15 protein-coding genes are annotated in these 17,728 nt (G+C 37.3%); 4 read left to right on the forward strand and 11 right to left on the reverse strand.

Translation table 11 applies throughout. From position 1 onward, the window contains the following. Nucleotides 1-3: 3 nt before the first annotated feature. From F5ESL0259_RS08085 to F5ESL0259_RS08095, 3 genes are all read right to left on the reverse strand, one after another. Nucleotides 4-1,452 carry a glycoside hydrolase family 1 protein gene (locus F5ESL0259_RS08085; RefSeq protein ID WP_305021750.1) on the reverse strand — a complete coding sequence of 483 codons (1,449 nt, stop codon included), beginning with the start codon at nucleotides 1,450-1,452 and terminating at the stop codon, nucleotides 4-6. 12 nt (nucleotides 1,453-1,464) lie between these two features. Beyond that, a complete protein-coding gene (locus F5ESL0259_RS08090; RefSeq protein WP_122038114.1) occupies nucleotides 1,465-3,411 on the reverse strand; it encodes a beta-glucoside-specific PTS transporter subunit IIABC in 1,947 nt (648 codons plus the stop codon). Nucleotides 3,412-3,555: 144 nt separating this feature from the next. Continuing rightward, a complete protein-coding gene (locus F5ESL0259_RS08095; RefSeq protein WP_122038115.1) occupies nucleotides 3,556-4,425 on the reverse strand; it encodes a PRD domain-containing protein in 870 nt (289 codons plus the stop codon). Between the two features lie 254 nt (nucleotides 4,426-4,679). On the opposite strand from F5ESL0259_RS08095, the gene F5ESL0259_RS08100 reads away from it, so the two are divergent. Both F5ESL0259_RS08100 and F5ESL0259_RS08105 read left to right on the forward strand, forming a co-directional pair. Then, complete coding sequence (locus F5ESL0259_RS08100) at nucleotides 4,680-5,192, forward strand: sortase (RefSeq protein ID WP_122038116.1); 513 nt, start codon at nucleotides 4,680-4,682, stop codon at nucleotides 5,190-5,192. A 565-nt stretch (nucleotides 5,193-5,757) separates the two neighbouring features. Beyond that, on the forward strand, nucleotides 5,758-7,719 hold the full coding sequence (locus F5ESL0259_RS08105) for a MucBP domain-containing protein (protein WP_122038117.1): 1,962 nt from the start codon (nucleotides 5,758-5,760) through the stop codon (nucleotides 7,717-7,719). 49 nt (nucleotides 7,720-7,768) lie between these two features. On the opposite strand, the gene F5ESL0259_RS08110 is transcribed toward F5ESL0259_RS08105, so the two are convergent. After that, nucleotides 7,769-7,975: a hypothetical protein gene (locus tag F5ESL0259_RS08110; RefSeq protein ID WP_122038118.1), complete on the reverse strand. Its 207-nt coding sequence runs from the start codon at nucleotides 7,973-7,975 to the stop codon at nucleotides 7,769-7,771. A gap of 58 nt (nucleotides 7,976-8,033) precedes the next feature. Between F5ESL0259_RS08110 and F5ESL0259_RS08115 the strand changes: the two genes are divergently transcribed. Together F5ESL0259_RS08115 and F5ESL0259_RS08120 are read left to right on the forward strand one after the other, a co-directional pair. Next, the gene (locus tag F5ESL0259_RS08115; RefSeq protein ID WP_122038119.1) at nucleotides 8,034-9,107 is read left to right on the forward strand and encodes a P1 family peptidase; all 1,074 of its coding nucleotides are present in this window, start codon (nucleotides 8,034-8,036) and stop codon (nucleotides 9,105-9,107) included. Between the two features lie 83 nt (nucleotides 9,108-9,190). After that, on the forward strand, nucleotides 9,191-10,807 hold the full coding sequence (locus F5ESL0259_RS08120; protein ID WP_122038120.1) for an alpha-glucosidase: 1,617 nt from the start codon (nucleotides 9,191-9,193) through the stop codon (nucleotides 10,805-10,807). A 164-nt stretch (nucleotides 10,808-10,971) separates the two neighbouring features. Here F5ESL0259_RS08120 and F5ESL0259_RS08125 read toward each other — a convergent pair whose 3' ends face one another. The 7 genes from F5ESL0259_RS08125 to F5ESL0259_RS08155 all read right to left on the reverse strand — a co-directional run bounded on the left by F5ESL0259_RS08125 (nucleotide 10,972) and on the right by F5ESL0259_RS08155 (nucleotide 17,728). Next, nucleotides 10,972-11,484, reverse strand: coding sequence for an O-acetyl-ADP-ribose deacetylase (locus tag F5ESL0259_RS08125; RefSeq protein WP_122038121.1), 513 nt, complete (start codon nucleotides 11,482-11,484; stop codon nucleotides 10,972-10,974). Between the two features lie 144 nt (nucleotides 11,485-11,628). Then, nucleotides 11,629-12,855 (reverse strand): phosphopentomutase, encoded by a 1,227-nt coding sequence (locus F5ESL0259_RS08130; RefSeq protein WP_122038122.1) that lies wholly within the window; start codon nucleotides 12,853-12,855, stop codon nucleotides 11,629-11,631. Continuing rightward, entirely contained in the window at nucleotides 12,855-14,021 is a 1,167-nt protein-coding gene (locus F5ESL0259_RS08135) for an alanine racemase (protein ID WP_122038123.1), read from the reverse strand. Before F5ESL0259_RS08135 ends, F5ESL0259_RS08130 begins: the two co-directional genes overlap by 1 nt. After that, the gene (locus F5ESL0259_RS08140; protein ID WP_122038124.1) at nucleotides 14,021-15,118 is read right to left on the reverse strand and encodes an aminotransferase class V-fold PLP-dependent enzyme; all 1,098 of its coding nucleotides are present in this window, start codon (nucleotides 15,116-15,118) and stop codon (nucleotides 14,021-14,023) included. The genes F5ESL0259_RS08135 and F5ESL0259_RS08140 overlap by 1 nt, the downstream gene beginning before the upstream one ends. Next, a complete protein-coding gene (locus tag F5ESL0259_RS08145; protein WP_122038125.1) occupies nucleotides 15,111-16,004 on the reverse strand; it encodes a phosphotriesterase in 894 nt (297 codons plus the stop codon). The genes F5ESL0259_RS08140 and F5ESL0259_RS08145 overlap by 8 nt, the downstream gene beginning before the upstream one ends. Before the next feature lie 9 nt (nucleotides 16,005-16,013). Continuing rightward, on the reverse strand, nucleotides 16,014-17,309 hold the full coding sequence (locus F5ESL0259_RS08150; RefSeq protein WP_122038126.1) for a YhfT family protein: 1,296 nt from the start codon (nucleotides 17,307-17,309) through the stop codon (nucleotides 16,014-16,016). 56 nt (nucleotides 17,310-17,365) lie between these two features. Continuing rightward, on the reverse strand, nucleotides 17,366-17,728 hold the full coding sequence (locus tag F5ESL0259_RS08155) for a DUF2620 family protein (protein WP_122038127.1): 363 nt from the start codon (nucleotides 17,726-17,728) through the stop codon (nucleotides 17,366-17,368).

Below are 17,728 nucleotides of genomic sequence, written 5' to 3' on the forward strand. Positions count from 1 at the left end.
GATTTACCCTAAATCAGCACCATTGGTAGAAATAACATTCTTGTACCAGTCAAAAGACTTTTTCTTGTAGCGCTTAAAGGTTCCGTGGCCTTCATCATCTTCATCAACATAAATGAAGCCATAACGCTTGGACATTTCACCAGTTGAAGCACTAACTAGGTCGATGCAACCCCAAGGAGTATAGCCCATGACATCAACGCCATCGTCTATTGCCTGGGAAATAGCTTCAATATGTTCACGCAAATAATCAATCCGGTAATCATCTGCGACATAATGATTTTCATCCGGCTTGTCTACCGCACCTAAACCATTTTCAACAATGAATACAGGTTTTTGATAGCGGTCTGACAGTTGGTTCAAGGCAATTCTTAAGCCTGTCGGGTCAATTTGCCAACCCCAGTCGCTGCTCTTTAAGAATGGGTTCTTAACGCCGCCCATCAAGTTGCCGTTAGTAGTTTCTTGGTTTTCGTGGGTAACGTCAACTACAGAAGACATGTAGTAACTAAAGCCAATATAGTCAACTGGATATTGAGCTAACAATGCCAGTTCTTCATCAGTGTAATCAAGGTCTGATAATTTAACACCTTGGCGAGCCAATAAACTCTTAGTGTAAGCTGGGTAATGTCCTCTAACTTGAACATCAGCGCAGAAAAAGTTATTAGCCTGATTATCTTGCAAGGTAGCCAATTGGTTCTTAGGGTTAGAATCGTAGCTGTATGTTGTAGCATATAGAATCATGCAGCCAATTTTCATATCAGGATTGAGTTCATGACCAATTTTAACAGCCTTAGCACTAGCGACAAATTGATTGTGCCATGCTTGATAAACATTCTTCTTGTCACCAGCGCCATTACTGATGGTGAGACCTTGACCCATAATTGGGAAGTGAGCGGCACTGTTGATTTCGTTGAAAGTCATCCAGTATTTAACCTTATCTTGGTAGCGGGTTAAAACAGTGCGGGCAAAGCGCTCGTAGAAGTCGATCAGCTTCTTATTCTTCCAGCTGCCGTATTCAGTAATTAAATGCAGCGGCATTTCGTAATGTGAAATAGTAATTACAGGCTCAATGTGATGCTTTAAACACTCGTCAATTACAGCATCGTAGAACTTAAGGCCTTCTTCATTAGGAGTTTCCTCATCCCCATTAGGAAAGATTCTGGACCAGGCAATTGAAAAGCGGTAGCACTTGAAGCCCATTTCAGCAAAAAGCTCAATGTCTTCTTTGTAATGATGATAGTGATCAATACCAATATGATTAGGATAAACATAGTCTGGGTTTAGCTTAAAATCAAAATCAGGTGAGGCAATAATCTTCATTCTGTCTTTGCCACCAGGTAAAACATCAGGCAAAGATAAGCCTTTGCCTCCTTCTTGGTAGGCACCTTCTAACTGGTTAGCAGCAGTAGCACCGCCCCATAGAAATCCTTTAGGAAAATTATTTGTAGTCATCATTTTCTCCTTTCGTTATTTTAAATCTAGTAATGCATCCCCAATGGTTATTGTACCATTTGCAATAGCATTAACTTCATGATAATTATTAGAATTAGTAACAACCACTGGTGTTGTAGTTTCAAAACCAGCTTCTTTGACGGCTTCCAGATCAAAGTTAATTAAAGGTTCACCCTTTGTAACTTTCTGATCCTTTTTAACTAAAGTAGTGAAGCCCTTGCCATCAAGTTCAACTGTATCCATACCGATGTGAATCATGACTTCTGCACCATTATTAGATTTAAGACCGATTGCGTGCCCCGTAGGGAAAACCATCACTACTTCACCATCAAGAGGTGAGCAAACTTGACCATCTTTAGGCTTAATCGCTACGCCTTTACCCATTGAGCCGCTGGAGAAGACCTCATCTTTGACCTGGCTTAATGGTACAACCTGCCCGTTTAACGGAGCCACCAATTTTTCTTCCTTATTAGATGAAACTTCCGGCTTAACAGCTGCTGAATCTGCAACACCATTTGTTGCAGCGGAACCGGCAGCTTGTCCGGCTAAATTCTCATCAACGCTTTTCTTACCCAAAAGCATTTGCAATATAAAGCCTAAAATGATTGCCGCAGCCATACCAATCATCAAGCCATAGACACCCATGTCAATGCCGTTTTTACCCATAGCACAAGGAATTGCAAAGATACCCATTCCAGCCATCAAATAAGTTTTGGTGCCAAATAGTCCAATTAAGCCGCCACCAACAGCAGAAGCAATACAGCTAAGAATAAACGGCTTCTTACGTGGTAATGTCAAACCATAAATAGCCGGTTCAGTAACACCGAAGATCCCTGATACAAATGCGGGAATAGCCAGACTGCGAGTCTTTTCGTCTTTTGTTTGAAAAATCATAGCTAAAACCACACCAGTTTGAGCAAATGAGGCAGCAAATGATAAACCAATAATCGGGTCAAAGCCCATAGCAGCAATGTTAGTCATCATAACTGCCACAAAGCCCCAATGAACGCCAAAGATGACAAATACTTGCCAGAAAGCACCCATTAAAATACCAGCGATCACCGGGCTAAAGTTGTAAATTGCACTCACAATTTCCGCAACTCCGTTACCCAGCCAAGTCGCAACCGGGCCAATCACAAGGAAAGTAACTGGAACAGTAATTAATAAAACGATAAATGGTACTAAGAAAGTTTTGACAACATCCGGAACTATTTTACGGGCAACCTTTTGCACTTTGGAAGCAAACCAGACCGCAATGATAATCGGAATAACCGAGGTGGTATAGTTCATTGAAATTACCGGAATGCCCAAAAAAGTCATATGAACAGGTGCTTCCAAGAATGTGCCCTTAAAAACAGTAAACAGTGCAGTTTTACTGCTGGCCATTGACACAATTGAAGGATAACAAAGGGCAGCTCCAATAGTGGCACCTAGATATGTGTTGATACCAAATTTTTTTGCTGAAGAAATTCCTAAAATAATAGGTAAGAAATAGAATAAACTGTCGCCAATGGCGTTTAAAATGACATATGTTCCAGAAGTTGCTGATAGCCAGCCAAAAGCTAAAAACATTGCGTTAAAGCCTTTAATCATACCACCAGCACACATTGCACCTAGAAGCGGATTAAAAATACCGGAAATCAAGTCAATAAATTTATCAGCTAAGCTCATATTGCTGTTGTCAACGTCATCATCAGAAATGCTGCCGCCACCAGAAAAGCCACCTACTTTAACCAAAGTATCATAGACATCAGCGACGTTATTACCAATAACAACTTGGTATTGTCCACCGGACTTGACAACAGATATTACGCCAGCAGTGGCTTTTAATTTGTCATCGTTTGCCTTCTTCATGTCCTTTAATTTAAAACGTAAACGTGTAGTACAGTGAACTACACTGACTACGTTGTCTTTACCACCAACGTCAGCGATAATTTCATTACTTAAATCTTCGTATGCCATTTTTCCTCCTAAATAGCAAAACCCGGGAACTTCAAGAAAACAGCTCACTAATTTATTGTGAGACTTTCACCTAAAGTTCTCGGGTTAATGCCTGTAAACAGTAACACACCGTTTAAACTAATTAATTATTAAAATATCGCAGAATTAACTCTCCCGTAATTGCTCATCATTTTGTCTATGCGTTACCCGCCAGACATGAAGAGTTAAATATACCTGATCATCAGGCTGCATTTTCCAGCCTGTTTGTTTATATAAGTACGTGCCGATTTTTTGGACAGTGTCATACGCCTTTTGATACTTGACTTTCATCAGTTCAATTAAAGAATTATCAAGTTCTTCACCCGAATCCTTTTCACATTCGCCACACATATGCCTTACCATGAAGGCACGTAAATGCGTCATGAATCTGTTAAAATTAAATGATTCAGTGTCAAGTTGCATCCCATATTGATACTGGATAATATCAACTACTCCGCGAATAAGCTTAGTAATTTTGATAGTATCCTGCAGTTTGGTCTGACCAGCGCCAGCGTTAATAAAATGGTATGTCAGATATGCTGCTTCGCTTGTAGGAAAATCAAGCTTGGTTTTTTCCTGCATCAGTTCTAACGCTTCCTGAGCCGTGCCGTATTCTTTAGGAAATAGTTTTCGCATTTCCCAGCCAAGCGTATCCTGACCCAATTCAATATTTTCAGTAGCACGGGTTAACATAAAGTCGATATGATCTGCTAATACCATAAACTGATAATCCGAAAAAGTTATCTGCAATTGTTTGCTGGCCAAATTAATCACAGCAGTAGTTAATGCTAAAGTCCTCTGATCAATATCCCGCACGCTGTCAACCATTTTAAGGTTTTCCCCAACAGCTATAAAACGGCGCGAAATCTTGTCCTCATCAATGGGATCGCCGGCTTTTTTGCCGAAACCAATCCCGTTTCCAATCACCACCCAGTCTACTTCAGATTCATCAGACACCAAGGCAGCATTGTTGTTAAAATTCTTTACAAATTTCATTCAACTTACTTCCTTTCCAATAAAAAAACCTACAAACAGTACCAAAATAAGTATTGTTCATAGGTTAATGCCTGATCAAATCAGTAACACGTCTACTTACAGCTGATATTATAAAGTAGTGCATAAGCGATTTCAATACTTATTTGATTATTATTTTTAAGTGTTTCCTACAAAACAAATAATTGTGCTTTACGCAAATTTATACTTAAATAATAGCAGAAACCTAATATAGAAGTTTAAAGAGAAATAGTTCAATGGCAAATAAAAAGCAAAAACGTTCTTTAAAATATCAAGTGTGGTCTACTATTCGTGTATTACTATTAGGAGCCCTTTTTTACCTGGGAGTAACTCTGATCTTTTTTGGTTCCGGGTTCGGTAACTCCTATGTCGTTCAACAAAATGCGCAAAAAGCAAATACCACTTTAACACAAAAGAAAGCAGATAGAAATAAAAAACGCAAAACAAATTACGATGCCAGCAAAACTAAGTCAGTTAGTGCAGCCGAAGTTCTCAGAGCTAAGCAAGCTAGGGCCTATGCCATTGGCCGAATTGCTATTCCCAGTGTCAATATTCATAATCCCCTTTTTGCCGGCTACGGAGACCAGAATCAGAATCTAGAATACGGTGTGGTAACTTGCCTGCCCGACCGTGTCATGGGTGGTGCTAATAATTACGTACTTGCAGGACACTACATGGGATCTTATGGTCCCGCCGTTTTAGATAATTTAGCTCGTAGTGAATTAACTGCTAAGCCAAAGTATAGCTAAAAGAGCATAATATAAAGACAATAAACAGCACAAGTCAATTAATAAGACTGTTCAAGTCCACGCAAATACTAAACCAAGATTTTATCAAAATATGACTTTCATCAGAACAGTAATTATTATTTTTAACGTTGCTTTTGTCCTTGCTATATGCTGGCGACTAAGCTACATATATCTTTTAAAACAAAATTATTATAGTAGTATTTTTTGTATATATAATAATAGTTCATTTCTATAAAAAAGGTTTTCTGGGTATACATACATATTCAAATTAGATATAATGAATTTTAGTTGATATAAGACATTATCTAGAAAATAATTATTAATTGGATATTTAAATTTCGACTAAGCTTATAAATTTTAAAGAAATCAATTTATTAATATATAACTGATGAAAAGTATAGTTACTTTATTACCTTTGTTTAAAGCACAATACCTATCCATATGGAATAAAATTAATACCATTACGCTAATGGTAAGATAATTATATAATATATTATGTGGACACATTGTAAACTAAATATTAATCTAGTATATATTAATTATTATAAAAGGAGTATGTATAATAATGTATGAGAAGAATAATTCAAATCGAAACAAAATAATATATTTTAGTGTAGCAGCAGCGGTTCTTAGCTTATTAGCTACTAATCCTAAAACAGTTAAAGCAGACAGTTCTATACCCATTTCCATACAGACTAAAGACGATAAAGCTACTAAATCTGACTCTGCAACAAAAAAGCTGGAAAAAGTTGATGCTCAAAAAGATGTACAAACTAGAGATTCAAAATTAAATACTTCAGCTAGTTCTCAAAAAGAAGTGCAGCCGATAGATTCCAACTCTGACACTCAAACATTTAAATGGGGAGAGCTAGATGTTACATACAAAGACAAAATAATTACTGTCCCAGGAGCTAACTCAGTAGATCAAGTAGTACACCTAGGTTCTATAGCAGATATTGATGGTATTAATAAAGATGATATTCAAGAAGTCAAATTTACTGATCACCTGAAAATTGACTCAGGTTACAATATGTTTAAGGGCTTAACTAATTTAACTAAGATCACTGGTTTGGAAAACCTTGACACATCTGCTGTTAAAGATATGAGATACATGTTTGCGAATTGCGGTAAATTAACTAATCTGGATTTATCAAGCTTTGATACTGCTAATACTAGCTGGGGAGTAGAAGGCATGTTTCAAGATTGTAAAAATTTGCAGAGCATTAAACTTTCCCCTAAATTCACAATAGCTAATGCAAACAGTATGAAATTCATGTTCGATGGTTGCTCCAGCTTAACTGCTTTAGATCTAAGCAAGTTTGACACTAGTAACGTTACTAATATGACTAGTACTTTTAGGGATTGCTCCAGCTTAACCAAGTTAGACTTATCATCGTTTGACACTTCTAAAGTGAACGATATGATGGGAATGTTTAATGGTTGTAGTAATTTAAAAGAACTTGATCTCAGTAGTTTCGTCATAAATCCCGCTATTGACAAGGGTTATATGTTACAGGGACTTGCTAAATTAAACACCCTTAAACTAGGTAAAAGTACCTATATTAATGAGTCATATCTTGATACTCCAGGAACATGGGTTAATGTTGGCAATGGCACTGAAGACGCACCACAAGCAAACCAGAAATTATCTTCTAATGATTTAGCGTCCCAAGGAATTGGTGATACATATATCCGTCCGGGTGCAGCTATTAAGGCTTTTTATTTAGATACTGACGGCAAATCTATTGCGGATGAAACAACTTTAAATGGCAAAATCGGTAACAGCTATAAACTGACACCTAAAATAATTCCAGGATACGTTATCAAGGAAATTCCCGCTAACGCCACTGGCTTTTTCACTGATCAATCGCAAAGTGTCAAGTTTATTTATTCCGCTGTTCCCGTATCCGTCTCTTCTACTCCAGCCGTTTCAACCCCAGTCAAAGCCGCAAATATAATTGTTCATTATAAAGATGAAAGCGGCAATAAACTGGCACCTGATATGGTATTACAAGGCAATGTCGGCGATGGCTACATTACCTCTCCTGTAGAAATTGCAGGCTATACGCTAAAGACCAGGCCTGATAATGCTACTGGCTTTTACAGTGACCAAACTCAAGACATTACTTATATTTACACTAAAAATGATATTGGTTTAAATCCTATTATAAGAACGGTTTTCCATAATTCATATGTTTATGATGAAAATGGTACCCGTAAAACGAGAGAGTACTTTGCTGGCGAAACGGTCAAAACATATGGCACTAAGCTTATTCAAGGCAAAAAATACTATAATTTGGGCAATAATGACTTTGTCAAAGCAGTTAATATAACTGGTGTTAACCGTAAATTAAAGCACAACGCTTATATTTACACTAAGAAGAATAAGAAAGTTAAGCGCCTTGGACGTAAAGTTCTGAAAAAGAATAAGAAAGTTAGAACTTATGGTGGTGCAGTCAAGATGCACAACAAGCGGTACTACATCATTGGCAAGAACCAATTTGTTAAGAAAGCTAACTTTAGATAACAAAAAATACTTTTCATAAATAAATAAACCCAATTAGTAGTTATCGCTGCTAATCGGGTTTATTTTTGCTGGGGATAATAACTCTTAGTGAGTAAGCAAAACTATTTGATTCTTTTTCTTTGCCTTGTTTTCTGTCAATCCGATCCTGACTAGCAGATTGTGGAAATTGGTATAGCAAAAAGCTGTGTGCTATGCCTTTGTTGACTACCTGCTTTTGCGTCAGATTGTCTTGGTATAGTTGCTTTTTATCTTGCATAAAAATTAACGAACCGTTTTAATAAGAGAAGAAAATTTTTTTAAAAAAAGGAGTAAAAATGGGACTTAACAAACCACTTTTATTTGCGCTTAGCGATACTAAGCCTGGACCAAAAAACTTAATTACAGATGTTGCCGGAGTGACAGTTGGCCAAAAGACGGTTGTCACTGATAGACTCAGAACCGGTGTCACTGTAATCAACCCTTGCCCAGATAATATTTTTCGGGAAAAAATGCCGGCCGCTGCACATGTAATTAACGGCTTTGGCAAAAGTACAGGACTTGTTCAAGTTAACGAACTGGGCACAATTGAAACACCCCTGGTTTTGACCAATACACTCAGTGTCGGTACCGCCTCAATGGCTTTAGTCAAAAGGATGCTGGCTGAAAATCCTGAAATTGGCCTTTCAACTGGTAGTGTCAATCCGATCATTATGGAATGCAATGACAGCTCGATTAATCATATTCGCGATTTAGGTGTCACCGAAGACGATGTGAATGATGCTTTTGCCGCTGCCGCAACTGATTTCGCTGAAGGCGGCGTTGGTGGCGGTACAGGTATGCGCTGCTATGAACTTAAGGGTGGCATTGGCTCTGCTTCAAGGCAAGTCGAGATTGACGGTAAGACCTTTACAATGGGCGCGCTAGTCATGTCCAATTTTGGTCTTAGTACCGATCTCAATATTTACGGTCATGCTATTGGTAAAAAATTTGTTGATAACAAGGACAGTAAGGAAAAAGGCAGCATTATCACAATAATTGCTACCGATATTCCGTTTAACTCGAGGCAATTAAAACGCATTGCCAAGCGTTCTGGTATTGGCATTACACGCACTGGCTCATTTAGTGGTAATGGCAGCGGTGAGGTTACCCTGGCCTTTTCTACTGCTAACCGCGTAAGTCATTTTCCTGACCAGGAATTAAGCACAATTCAGGCAATTACTGATGACAAAATTGACCGCTACTTTAGGATTACAGTTGATATAGTTAACGAAGCCATTCTCAGTTCTTTGGCTCATGCACAAACTACGCCAGATCGTGACGGCAAGCCCATGTTATGCTTAAAAGATGCTTTATTGCAGCTGGGCAATGACGAAGAAGCACTGCAATTACGCTCAGATTTAGGACTTTAATCAGATACCGGTAACATTAATTCTCATTATTCTGCAGTGTTATAATTAACTGATAATGTTAGCGATTGCAAAGGAGAATTAATATGACACCTTGGTGGAAAAATGCAGTAATTTATCAAATTTATCCCAAGTCCTTCCAAGATAGCAATGGTGATGGTATCGGAGACCTACCCGGCATTATTAGTCACTTGGATTATTTGCAAAAATTGGGGATCGATGCAATTTGGCTTTCGCCAATTTACAAATCTCCTGGCGTGGATAATGGTTATGATATTGCTGATTATGAAGCAATTGATCCGCAATATGGCACTATGCAAGACATGGATAAGTTGATTAGTGAGGCTAAAAAACGCGGCATTCGGATCATCATGGATTTAGTTGTTAATCATACCTCTGATCAACATCAATGGTTTATTGAGGCACGCAAAAGTAAAGATAATCCTTACCGCGATTTTTACATCTGGCGTGATCCTGTTGCCGGTCATGAACCTAATGATTTAAAATCTGACTTTTCAGGTTCTGCTTGGCAATTCGATGATCAAACGGGCCAGTATTACTTGCACTTTTTTGCCCCGCAACAACCAGATTTGAATTGGCAAAATCCGCAATTACGGCACAAAATATACGACATGATGAACTTCTGGCTTGATAAAGGCATTGGCGGCTTCCGAATGGACGTAATTGAACTGATTGGCAAAGAGCCTGATCGCAAAATTCGCGAAAATGGTCCACAACTTCATCATTATCTTCAGGAAATGAACCAAGCTGTTTTGGCTAACCGTGATGTAGTCACTGTTGGTGAGACCTGGAGTGCCGACCTTGACAGCGCCCGCAAATATTCAGATCCCGCTCGGCATGAGCTCTCTATGATTTTTCAGTTTGAAGATCAAAATATTGATAAACAACCGGGAAAGCTAAAGTGGGATCTCAAGCCGTTTAAGGCCAGTGATCTTAAAGAAGTTTTAGTTAAATGGCAGACGCAAATAGATTATAACCACGGTTGGAACAGTTTGTTTTGGGAAAACCATGACATTCCCCGTGTCATTTCACGTTGGGGTGATGATGGTAAGTACCGCGTACAGTCTGCCAAAATGTTTGCCATTGCCTTACATTTAATGCGTGGTACTCCGTATATTTATAATGGTGAAGAAATTGGGATGACTAACTGCCCAGTCAAGGATATTTCAGAAATTGAAGACCTCGAAAGTATCAATATGTATAATGAGCGAATCAAGCAAGGTTATACCAAAGAAGAACTGATCAGGTCAATCAATGCTAAAGGACGTGACAATGCGCGCAGACCGATGCAATGGTCAACGGCTAAAGCTGCTGGCTTTACTACTGGTAAGCCTTGGCTAGCGCTTAATCCTAATTATCAGGATATTAATGTTCAAGCTGCTTTGGCGGACCCACAATCAATTTTTTATACCTATCAAAAACTCATTAAATTACGTCATGAAAACGAAATTATCACTAATGGCAGCTTCACACCTGTTCCTGCGAGTCCTAACGTCTTGGCTTATTACCGTGAACTCGCTGGTAAGCGCTGGTTAGTTGTTGCCAATTTGACAGGCAGCATTGAACAGTTTTCTGCACCAGATAAAATTAACCAGGTTTTAATTAGTAACTATAATGCACCGCAATCACTTAATAACATTAACTTAAGGCCATATGAAGCCTTCGCTGTGGTCGTAAAATAAGAACCATCCGTATTTACGTGAAAAATACCCCCAAATTTGTTCTAAATTTAGGGGTATTATTGTGGCTGAATCATCAAAACAAGATTTAGTAATTAAAGGGGTGGTTCGATGTCAGGAAGATTAATTTTCGAAAAACAATTGATAGCAACTTTTTTAATTTTTACTCAAGCATATTTTTTAACTTCTGTTCGGTATAACTCTGCCGTTTGGGCATCAAAGGCACACATAATAACTTTCATTTGATAGTCAGAATGCTCCGTAAGCCAATTTTGCACGGCAGTAAAAGCAATATGGGCAGCTGGTGCAGCCGGAAAACCGTAAGCTCCTGTAGAAATTGCCGGAAAAGCAATACTATGCAGATTATGATCTCTAGCTAAAGCTAACGAGTTTATATAACAGTCTTTTAATAACTCATTATCTTGTTTAGAACCTGAATAAATTGGCCCCACGGTATGAATGACAAACTTAGCAGGTAACTTGTATCCTTTGGTAATCTTAGCCTGACCTGTTTCACAGCCATGAAGCTGTCTGCACTCGGCCAGCAGCTGCCGTCCAGCTGCCCGGTGTATTGCCCCATCAACACCCAGGCCACCTAACAATGTCTTATTGGCAGCATTAACAATTGCATCTACCGTTAATTTAGTTATGTCCCCTTGAATAATTTTGATATTTTCCATAAACTTGGCCTCTTTTTTATTTCATTTTAAGCCCAAATTATTTTTTTGCCAAAACAAAAAATGCGACTCATGTGAGTCGCATTTTTCGTCTATCATTTTTGGTCTATATAAATCAGTAAAAGCCTTAAATATATTATAGCATTATCAAGAAATATCCACACCGCCTGTTATTCTGTTAAGAAAGCTAGTTCCATTCTGTGGCATTTCTACTCCAAAGAATTCAGCCCCAGTTGCACCAACATCAGAAAGAGATTCTCTTTCACCAACATATTTATAATGAACATTCTCTTTATATATTAATAAAGGAACCTTTTCCCTAGTATGTTGTGCATGACCGATAGTAGGATCATCACCATGATCTGCCATGACAATTAAAATATCATCTCCGGTAAAATACTGCTCCACTTCTGGCAATCTTCTATTTACAATTTCCAAAATATTTGCATAATGATCTGTATCTTCAGAGTGACCAGCTAAGTCAGTTTCCTGAATATTCATGAAAATTAATCCATTACTTATTTCTTTTGCCTGATCCATAAATCTATCAAATAAATAGTTACTATCTACACCAGGAAATCTTCTATTAGTGTCACCTCTTACTATATCAGAAGCTTTACCAATTAAGGCTACATCAATTCCATTGCGAATCAAAATACTAGCTAGCTGGACCTTGGGATTAATACCGTAACCTAAATGAACAACATGGTAATTTTTCTTATATACACCTGATTCCGGTGCAGAAATACCAACATACTTTTCTTTTTTAATGTGCCGAGCATCAAGAATATTATCAATGGTCACATCACTACCACCAAAAGCAATTACTCTGGATACTTTGACTACTTTTCTAACAGATTCTCCTAATTTTGTAATTTCTGCAAATGACATTTTATCTAAAGTAGCCGTAACATTATATACTTGTCCTGGATCTGCTTCTAAATTATCAGCAACAGTTGCACAGTTATTAACAACTAAAATTTCTAATCCTGGATCTCCGTATCTTTTTACAGCAAAGCCGTCTTCTTTTACCTGCTTTTCAACCTGATCAATTACTTCATTAAAGGGTTGAAGTAAAGGCATTGGTGGATTAGTTCCCATTATTTCTTGGTGTCCTAAATAAGAATCAGCTCCGTGATGTTTAAGAAGAGCTGTACCCCAGTTCGCGTCTGGCGAAAAAATATGTCTGCCTCGTTCAACACCAATTGCATTAATTAAACCTAATCTTTCAAGATTGGGAATGTCAATATTCGGCTCAGCTTTAATGATATTTAAAGCTGTATTTGAACCAACATCATTAGGCCGGACTTGAGGTACATCGTCCATTGCACCAACACCAAAGCCGTCTAAAACTATTACACCAAATTTACTCATTACATTATCTCCTCAGGCATATGCTTGCCCTGACTATCATATAAACCTAATAATTTTGGCTTGCCTGATTGCAAACCATCTACAATCGCTACAACACTTCTTGTAACAAAAATTTGCGTCCTAAAATCAGTAATAACTGTTGCACCCTCTGTATAAGAATCTTCAAGCTCGAGGTAATAGTCAATGCTTTCACTATCAAAAGGCAAAATTTTACTTTCATATTTCTGATTATCAGCAAATACTAATGCATTATGTGCATGTCCTCTTCTATAATATCCTCCGCCATAAAAATAGCTGTGGCCCTTAAAACTATGCGAAATCTCACTAACATAGCAGTATGCCGGAATTTCCGGTTGCCTTGAATTTGCATGAAGTGGCGTAGTACCTGATAAGCCATGACCGGGCTCCCCTTCGTTTCCTCCCAATTTTTTAATTAATGGAATTGAATTGCAACATGTAGCAGAAGGTAAACTCACAACCTGTAAAGGATAATTATTTTCCCGAAATATTTTTCTGACTTTTTCTATAGTTTTAATATTAGTAGTAGGTTCAATTTTATTAGTAGTGTCATTAAATAAAAGGGCGGGAAAACAGGTTATACCAACCAACTCAACATTTGAAAAGTTTACGATTTTAGTGAAATTAGACTCAAACTCGCTGATAGTTAACCCTCCCACTTGTCCCGGATAGAGTTCATCACTATTTCCTATAACTTTAACGATGATTTTTTGAGTTATTTTTAATTCTTTAGCTATCTGATTGATATATACTAAATTGTTCATCGAATAAACCGTTACGTATTTGGTTCCATAAGCTAAGACTTTTTTGACCAAGCTTCTCGGCATTTGCACCAAATTCCCCACATTACCAAGGCGCAGTCCATAATGCATAAAGGTTTCTGCTTCCCTAAAATCAACAACTACTGCAAGTGGTATTCCGGCTTCTTCAATCGTTTTAGCTATAACTGGATTACGACCAAATTGCTTTGTCATATAAAGCAATTCAACCTTATTTTCTTGAGCTACCTTAACCATTTTTTTGGTATTATTCTTAATTGCTTCCAAATCAACGACATAAGTGTCTGGTAAAATCCGACCACTTTGATGAAGTTGAACTGCATAATCAATTAGACAAGGATTATATTTTTTTAGTGAAGGTAAAAACATTATTTCACCTCCCTTATACATTTTTGTAAAATGTTAATAATAGTATCTGCACCTGCTCTATATGGATTTATTCGAATAGTATTGTCCAATAATTCAGGATCATATGCTTTAAATGTTCCTGAAACTCTGTATATCATAGGAACAATTTCATATTTAGATTCTGCACCAACTGGATTAGGTGCCCCACCAAATTTAGCTACATTTTTTAAAATTTCTTTTGCTATCGGATGAGCAAATTCCACCAGTAAAACTTTTGATTGTGCATTTGCAACGTAAGCTTTTTTGATCCCTGGAACCTCGTTGTTATTAAGTCTCTCTTTTAACTCATTAATAACTCGAGCCTGATTAGCTAATGCAACAGGTGCATATACCATGCCCCTTAAAACATCCAAAGCTTCATGCCCCTGAACTTGCGAACCACCCGAATAATTTTCTTCTCGTAGTTTATCCAAATATATTTTTTTACCGACTATACATCCTATCCCTTCAGGACCCAATAGCTTAAATGTGGAAAAACAACTTAAATCTGCACCTAGTTCAGTTCCAATTTTATGCACTTTCATAACAGCGTAATTATCATCTGTAATGATAGGAATATTGCGGTTATAGCGTGTCCTTAAGACTTTTAAAACGTGACCCATATCATAAGAATCATCAGGCTTTTGTCTAGTATATTGAACTAATATGCCCGCAATATTTTCCGGTAATTTAACAGTATCAATTTCATTGAAATCAACTTCTTTTGTTTTTACACCCATCATAGTTAGAGAAACTTGGGTAGTGGGATAAATTGGAGCTTCATGAACTAACAAAGTTTGTCCCGCATTTAAAGCAGAATGTAGTGCGTTTCTAATAGCGCCAGTACCTGAACCTCTTACCAGCATGGCGGCTTCAGTATTAAAAAACTTAGCGATTACTTCCTCTGCCTTTTTTGTAAACTTGGGTTCATTTAATCCTGGAATAACTCCCAAGTCTCCTCTGGTAATAATCTCATTACCCGCAAAAACATTAGTAATTGCATCTACTAATTGCCACTGCTTTTTTAAAGCTTCATCCGGTGTAATACTTTCTAGCGGATATATTGTAAAATCAGTCATTCCAATCACCACCAAAAATTCTTTGAGGGTTTTCTACCAGCATTTTATTAATAAACTCCTCAGTTACACCGCCAGCTTTTAGCTCAGGAATGAAACTATCCAATAAATAAGCATAACCAATGCCACCATTTGCCTTTAAATGAGATTTTCTGGTTATGTCCATCGACATAACAATTTGATCTGTAAAGCCTGCATCTTGGGCTGCTTTAATTATTTCGACCCTTTTAGCATCAGACATATAATTATTTTTGCCTATAGTATCTATTTCTACGTTGATTCCCGTTTTTAACATTTCTAAAACATAATTAGGATTACCTGTTAGATCAACATGGCCAATAATGATTTTCCTTAAATTGGCATGCTTTTTTTGAAAAAATTTAACTTGCTCATGTCCTAAAGTGCCTGTTGAAGTATGTGTCATAATTGGAGTATGAGTTTCTTTACTAGCAATAACTGCTGCATTAAATACTTTTTCCTCCTGTTCAGTCCATCTATTTTTACTTGTAGCAATTTCTCCTATAACTCCAGCTGTAATATCTGTATTTTTAATTCCTACTGTAATATCTTTGATCATCATTTCGGCTAATTGTGTGACTGATAGCTGATATACTTCTATTGGTAAAAAGGCAGATTGATACCAGCCTGTAGCTTGGACAATATTAATTCCTGTTTCTGCAGCTACTTTTTGTGCATAAGCTACATTCCTTCCAATACCTCTACAAGTTGCTTCGACAATGTTTCTTACCCCTTTGCTATAAAGCTCTTTTAGTTCATGTATTACAAGCTGCTGAGAATCAAGTAATGCATCCTCATCTTCAATCACTTCAGAACGATCTATAGGAATATGTTCATGGGCATAAGTAATACCTGGTTTTAAAACTGTCATATAATCTCCTTAGAATAAATGCACTATTCTTAAAATATTTAATAAAAGTCCTAAAGCTATGGTGGCAATTGGTCCTACAGCCATATCAACTAAAGGCTTCTTCATTTTTTTATTTAGGAGCCAGGTACCTATAACCCAGAAGAATCCAAAAGTTGGTGCCATCTTATTACATGCAATGGCCGCCCCAATTAATAAAGAAATTGAAATAGTTTCCATCAGAGAGTTACGAATATGGTCACCCATATCGCGTAAGCCTGGAAATTTATCCATTCCCTTAGCAGTAGCACCTAAGGCTTGGACTTCAATCCACATCCAGACAGCACCAGCAATAAAGGCTACGAGTGGTTGTCCTTTTAATAACAAGCCGATTGCAAAAATTAAGGTTGTTCCAGCCATGCCATAAACACCAGTAACAATAGCAGTTGAAAATACTAATGGAGTAAATCCGATAGCTCTGGCAAAAGAAGTCAATACTGCTTCATGAACTTGTCCTTTGTTTAATAATTGTAGTGACAGAACATCTATTGTTAGGATCAACTCACTGGAGGCAGCTGTAATCAGTCCTCCCATTAATGAAAGCCAAATCCAATTTTTCTTAATTCTTCCGATACGTTCTGAAAAGATATTAACCAAATTTTCGTTTGAATTATTAGTTCCTTTTACTTTGGCTGCATAGTAAACCATACAAATCATGGCTACTAACAATGCCATACCAGTTGCATTCAAGGTGATAGTAATACCATTACCCAGATTAAAGGTACCAAACTTACTGCTTAAAACATAGGTTACAAAAGTCCAAAGAAAAGTAACACCACCCTTTTTTACGTTATGTTGTTCTGAAACGGCAATCGCTGGAAATGCACAAAATGCAAGCAATATTGGACTACCTAAAAGAGAAAGTGCTCCGAAAAAGTTAAATGGCAACATTTTGAATAATCTAACTATCCAAGATAATCCCAGTAACAATCCTGCGCCATAAACTGCACCGATAGCAAAAGCAATGGCAGCGCCCCATTTATTATTAGGTGTCCAAGTTCCAAAAATATCACAAGCAAGCAAAATACTATGTGCAAGCAAAATTGTTGAACCAATTGAAATTGGAATACCAAATCCAATAATTAACCCAAAACTAACTCCAAAAGATGTTAGCGCTAATTCACGCCTATTAATTTTATTGTCAAAATATTCAGGATAAATTGGTCTTAATCCATCATTGAAAACAGCAATTCCTTTATTCGCCACAACTGAACCAACGCCCCCAACGAGGGCTATTAGAACATAATTTATAATTGTAGTCATTGACATTTTTTCTCCTCCTTATATTCAATATTCTATAAATTGAATATTGATATTAAAAACCATTATAAAGGTAATGCTCTAACAATTTCCGGTAGCACAGTATCCTTAGCATTAAATGTAAAACCGAAAGCAATTTTGCCGTTTTCTATTCCTTGTTTAATTTCATCAGGTTTTAGAACCCTAGTTGGTGTAGCAACTGTTAGAGTTTTTTCGGAACCAAGTAAGGCTGTGGCCATTGCCAGTGCTCCGCCAGCCCCTGTCGCACAAGCACCAATGTAAAAATCAGCTTGATGATTTTGAATTGCCATTGCAGCATCCAAGTCACTTTTCACGGTAATTTCTACATTCATACCGCTCGTCAACTTTTGTAAATCTTTCTTGATATCATCCTTGCCCATTTGACCACCGATTACAATTTTAGTCAT

Source organism: Lactobacillus sp. ESL0259, assembly GCF_003693045.1.
Lineage (GTDB): Bacteria > Bacillota > Bacilli > Lactobacillales > Lactobacillaceae > Lactobacillus > Lactobacillus melliventris.